The 2,833-nt window shown below is 52.7% G+C and carries 15 tRNA genes and 3 rRNA genes; all 18 read right to left on the bottom strand.

Features of this window, described 5'->3' with window-relative positions:
* A 16S ribosomal RNA gene (locus EV586_RS20760) occupies positions 1-67 on the bottom strand; the annotation flags it as partial.
* A gap of 728 nt (positions 68-795) precedes the next feature.
* Positions 796-912 (bottom strand): 5S ribosomal RNA (gene rrf, locus EV586_RS20755).
* A 2-nt stretch (positions 913-914) separates the two neighbouring features.
* Positions 915-991 (bottom strand) — tRNA-Ile (locus tag EV586_RS20750).
* Positions 992-996: 5 nt separating this feature from the next.
* Positions 997-1,070 (bottom strand) — tRNA-Gly (locus EV586_RS20745).
* A gap of 16 nt (positions 1,071-1,086) precedes the next feature.
* Positions 1,087-1,163, bottom strand: a tRNA-Asp gene (locus tag EV586_RS20740).
* Positions 1,164-1,167: 4 nt separating this feature from the next.
* Positions 1,168-1,243 (bottom strand) — tRNA-Met (locus tag EV586_RS20735).
* An 82-nt stretch (positions 1,244-1,325) separates the two neighbouring features.
* Positions 1,326-1,401 (bottom strand) — tRNA-Val (locus EV586_RS20730).
* Positions 1,402-1,404: 3 nt separating this feature from the next.
* A tRNA-Glu gene (locus EV586_RS20725) sits at positions 1,405-1,481 on the bottom strand.
* 5 nt (positions 1,482-1,486) lie between these two features.
* A tRNA-Asn gene (locus tag EV586_RS20720) sits at positions 1,487-1,562 on the bottom strand.
* A gap of 4 nt (positions 1,563-1,566) precedes the next feature.
* Positions 1,567-1,642, bottom strand: a tRNA-Ala gene (locus tag EV586_RS20715).
* A 7-nt stretch (positions 1,643-1,649) separates the two neighbouring features.
* Positions 1,650-1,725 (bottom strand) — tRNA-Lys (locus tag EV586_RS20710).
* 4 nt (positions 1,726-1,729) lie between these two features.
* Positions 1,730-1,804: transfer RNA gene (locus EV586_RS20705), tRNA-Gln, on the bottom strand.
* 28 nt (positions 1,805-1,832) lie between these two features.
* Positions 1,833-1,908, bottom strand: a tRNA-His gene (locus EV586_RS20700).
* Between the two features lie 6 nt (positions 1,909-1,914).
* Positions 1,915-1,990 (bottom strand) — tRNA-Trp (locus EV586_RS20695).
* 23 nt (positions 1,991-2,013) lie between these two features.
* Positions 2,014-2,097, bottom strand: a tRNA-Tyr gene (locus tag EV586_RS20690).
* A 9-nt stretch (positions 2,098-2,106) separates the two neighbouring features.
* A tRNA-Met gene (locus EV586_RS20685) sits at positions 2,107-2,183 on the bottom strand.
* A gap of 11 nt (positions 2,184-2,194) precedes the next feature.
* A tRNA-Ser gene (locus EV586_RS20680) sits at positions 2,195-2,287 on the bottom strand.
* Between the two features lie 461 nt (positions 2,288-2,748).
* Positions 2,749-2,833: ribosomal RNA gene (gene rrf / locus EV586_RS20675) — 5S ribosomal RNA — on the bottom strand; the annotation flags it as partial.

Here is a 2,833-nt window from a genome sequence, read left to right as displayed (position 1 = left end):
GCTCGACTTGCATGTATTAGGCACGCCGCCAGCGTTCGTCCTGAGCCAGGATCAAACTCTCAATAAAAGTTAGAAAGCTTGTATCTTGACTCGTAGCTCATCTCTGTAACACTCGTTTAGTTTTCAAGGATCAATACAAGAGGTTCATTGTCCAGCGTTGCGACAGGACGTCGCGTTCTTAGCTGGGCTATCACCGTCTGTCGCTCGAGGCGACGTTTATTAGAATATCATGCGAACAGCTCACAAGTCAACAGGAATTTCTTGATTATTTATTTCTCACCGCCAACGTCTCGCGGCGACAAGAAGTATCTTATCATCTCTGTTCTCAATCCTCAATTTTGCCTACGAAACAAACCAAAACAAATTCCGCTCCAGCGAGGAATCGGCGCAATCAAGCTTGAGGAGTCTACCTTTTCCTCATCCATAGTAGTAACCGCAAAAAGGCTCCGGGATTCATGGCCCGGAGCCTTTTTCAGCATTAACTGACTTTGAACGTGAGCGTATATAGCATCTGATCGGGACTTCTCTCCAGAACGACACGTGTTGCCCCAGTCGCAACGGCCTCAGCCGTATAGACAGCTTACTGATCAAAAACACAAAAGACCCGATCCATAACGGATCGGGTCTTTCACTTGCCTAGCGGCGTCCTACTCTCCCAGGACCCTGCGGTCCAAGTACCAGACCTCCGCTATCGCTCCGGTGGTTCTCCGCTCCGCTGCGAACGCGGCACTGTTTCTATCTGCTCGCCAGATATGAAAAAGACCCGATCTGCGTAAGATCAGGTCTTTCTCTTTTGCCTAGCGGCGTCCTACTCTCCCAGGACCCTGCGGTCCAAGTACCATCGGCTCTGCAGAGCTTAACTTCTGTGTTCGGGATGGGAACAGGTGTGACCTCTGCGACATTGCCACTAGATATGGTGGGCCCAAGAAGATTCGAACTTCCGACCTCACGATTATCAGTCGTGCGCTCTAGCCAACTGAGCTATGGGCCCTTATATGGAGCGGGTGATGGGAATCGAACCCACGCGACCAGCTTGGAAGGCTGGAGTTCTACCATTGAACTACACCCGCTTAGTAAGCGTAAAAGTGGCGGAGCTGACGGGATTCGAACCCGCGGTCTCCCGCGTGACAGGCGGGCATGTTAGGCCACTACACCACAGCTCCATTGTGGTTGCGGGGACAGGACTCGAACCTGCGACCTTCGGGTTATGAGCCCGACGAGCTGCCAACTGCTCCACCCCGCGACGATACGATGTCGGAGTGCCGACGTTGCGACAGGACGTCGCTGCTCTTAGTCGGCCTTCCTTTAAAAATGTTTTGTAAAAATGGTGGAGGTTGACGGGATCGAACCGCCGACCCTCTGCTTGTAAGGCAGATGCTCTCCCAGCTGAGCTAAACCTCCAAATGGTGACTCGTACGGGATTCGAACCCGTGAATGCCGCCTTGAAAGGGCGGTGAGTTAAGCCGCTTCTCCAACGAGCCGTGTATGGCTCCTCAAACAGGACTCGAACCTGTGACCATCCGATTAACAGTCGGGCGCTCTACCAACTGAGCTATTGAGGAACAATGGTGGAGATAAGCGGATTCGAACCGCTGACCCCCTGCTTGCAAGGCAGGTGCTCTACCAACTGAGCTATACCCCCATATAAGTGGTGAGCCATGAAGGACTCGAACCTTCGACCCACTGATTAAAAGTCAGTTGCTCTACCAACTGAGCTAATGGCTCACAATGGCTGGGGTGGAAGGGATCGAACCTTCGCATGACGGAGTCAAAGTCCGTTGCCTTACCGCTTGGCGACACCCCAATGGTGTTGTTGCTGCAAAGAGTAATGATGGGGCGATCGAGGGGAATCGAACCCCCGAATGCCAGAGCCACAATCTGGTGCGTTAACCACTTCGCCACGACCGCCATCATTGGCAGGGGCAGTAGGACTTGAACCCACGACATCCGGTTTTGGAGACCGACGTTCTACCAACTGAACTATACCCCTGTATTGTGAAGTTGTTTGAAGAATGGTGGAGAGAGAAGGATTCGAACCTTCGAAGCTTTCGCAACGGATTTACAGTCCGCCCCATTTGGCCACTTTGGTATCTCTCCAGAAGAAGATGGTAGCGGCGGAGGGACTTGAACCCCCGACCTACCGGGTATGAACCGGTCGCTCTAGCCAGCTGAGCTACGCCGCCAAGATGAAAAATGGCGGAGAGAGGGGGATTCGAACCCCCGAGACGTTTTAGGCGCCTACACGATTTCCAATCGTGCTCCTTCGACCAAACTCGGACATCTCTCCGTGTGTCGCACCGCTCATCAGCGGCGACAGATGCTATAATATCATGCTCGGTGGACAGGCGCAACTGGAGAAGGGTGCAAAATGAGCGTTTTCGCTAAATCATATCCCTCACAAGACTCTATATGCATCGAAACGAGCCTTTTCCTCCAAGATCCTCACTACTATAATTGCAGCAAGAACAACAAAAGAGACCCATTCTTCGCTAGGTACGATTTGTCGCTCCTCTGCAACCTAGGTGCATTTCAATGTACTCGACAGATATGAAAGACCCGATTCGGGCAAGATCAGGCCCTACTCTTCGCCTAGCGACGTCCTACTCTCCCAGGACCCTGCGGTCCAAGTACCATACCTCCACGATCGCTCCGGTGGTTCTCCGCTTCGCTGCGAACGCGGCACCGTTTCTATGTGCTTGCCATGTATGAAAAAAGACCCGATCTACGTAAGATCGGGTCTTTCTCTTCGCCTAGCGACGTCCTACTCTCCCAGGACCCTGCGGTCCAAGTACCATCGGCTCTGCAGAGCTTAACTTCTGTGTTCGGGATGGGA

The organism is Tumebacillus sp. BK434, from assembly GCF_004340785.1.
Classification (GTDB): Bacteria; Bacillota; Bacilli; order Tumebacillales; family Tumebacillaceae; genus Tumebacillus_A.
This window is presented reverse-complemented; position numbering and strand designations above follow the sequence as displayed.